At 32.6% G+C, this 1726-nt stretch carries 1 protein-coding gene; it reads right to left on the bottom strand.

The genetic code is table 11. The features are described 5' to 3' along the window. Nucleotides 1–136 precede the first annotated feature (136 nt). The coding region (locus tag EKL98_RS15540; RefSeq protein WP_126563106.1) for a TonB-dependent receptor at nucleotides 137–1726 on the bottom strand (1590 nt) is incomplete at its 5' end.

Below are 1726 nucleotides of genomic sequence, written 5' to 3'. Positions count from 1 at the left end.
GGGCAATCTAAAGGGAAACTATATTCGCTAAAACAATACCGAGTTGAAGTGAATGGGAATTTGTTGAGAGTTTATAATTAAAAAAATCCTGACAGTTAAACCGTCAGGATTCTATAAAATAGAACTAATAAATAATCTAAAACTTCAAGGTCAATCCTGCCAAGAAATTGATTCCTGCCTGGGGATAATAATAAGGGTAAATATCCCACATATAACCATTAGACACGTATTTCTTGTCGAAAACATTGTTCACCAAACCAGTTATAGTTATTGATTTAAACACTGATTTTGGTTTTATTTCGTAAGAAACATTCAAATCATTAACAAAATAACTTTCTAATCTTGCTTCTATTGAATCGACGTTGTTCATAAATTGTTCTCCAACAAATTTTTGTAGCAAAGAAACATACAAACCTTCAATTGGTTTATAGATGAAAATGTTTCCTGCAATAATTGATGGCGAATATGCAATATCTGTAGTGACGTCACCGTAACCTATGTTTAAATCTACATTTTTGTTGTCACTCAAGGTAAAATTAGGTCTAATAATAAACTTTTCTGAGATTACAATCGTGGCATCAACTTCTAAACCTAAACGATAACTTTTATCGCTGTTGGATCGAATAGGACTTCCTACATCATCTAGTTTTCCAGTCAAAATCAACTGGTCTTTGTAGACCATATAATAAATATTCGAATTGATTTTTACTTTATCACCATCAAATCTCCAGCCTAATTCAAAGTCGTTTAACTTTTCAGATTTTGGATTTCCATTTTCATAATCGGTACGGTTGGGTTCACGATTTGCTTTGGCATACGAAAAATACAATTTATTTTTTGCATCAATATCATAATTCAAACCCGCCTTTGGATTGAAGAAATTGAAGTTGTCATTGACTACTCCTGTTTCCCAACTATCAGCTTTGTAATGTACATTTCGAAGTTGCAAATCGCCAAACAAACTGATTTTTTCACTTATTTGATAATTGGCTTTCGCAAAAATATTACCATCCGTTTTTACAGCAGAATCATCGTAGTAATGGTCTCCCAATTCACCTTTTGAAGCATATCTTGCCCAAATTACTTTCCCATAATGGTCTCCTTCGTATTTATTCCATCCACCACCAAAAATCAGATTTAGGTTTTCATTATTGTAATTTGCAGAAAAGGATGTTCCGTAGAAATCATTATCTAACCATTTTTGACGAACTAAATCGGTTCTGTTAATGGTTGTAGTTCCAATTATAATAGGTGTTAAACCATAACTTGATAATTTTGCTTCCTCTTTATAATTTTCATAATATCCTTTTCCTTTGGTATAGTGGATAGCCAAGTTGGTACTCCAGTAGCTTGAGATTTTTTCGTTCCAATGCAATTGAAAATGATCTTGCTGGTAATTATCAGTTTCATTATCATAGTAACGAGGTTTTCCAAATTCGTCTGTATACATTCCTGCCGAGTTGAAAGTTCTGTTATCAGCCATACTTATAGCATCAATACCATTCCAAGACTGATATGTTTTTTCTTTCCCACCAAAAGCTAATGCTTTGATTAAAGTAGTTTTACCAATATAAGTACCTTGTAAAAAATAGGATTTCAAATCAGAACTTGCTCTGTCGATATATCCATCCGATTTTAAAGTTGACAAACGTCCTGCAATTTCAAAATGGTCATTCATCAAACCCGAACTGAATTTTACAGTGTTTTTTTTGGTATTGAAACTGCC

The sequence above is a fragment of the Flavobacterium bomense genome (assembly GCF_003970355.1).
This window is presented reverse-complemented; position numbering and strand designations above follow the sequence as displayed.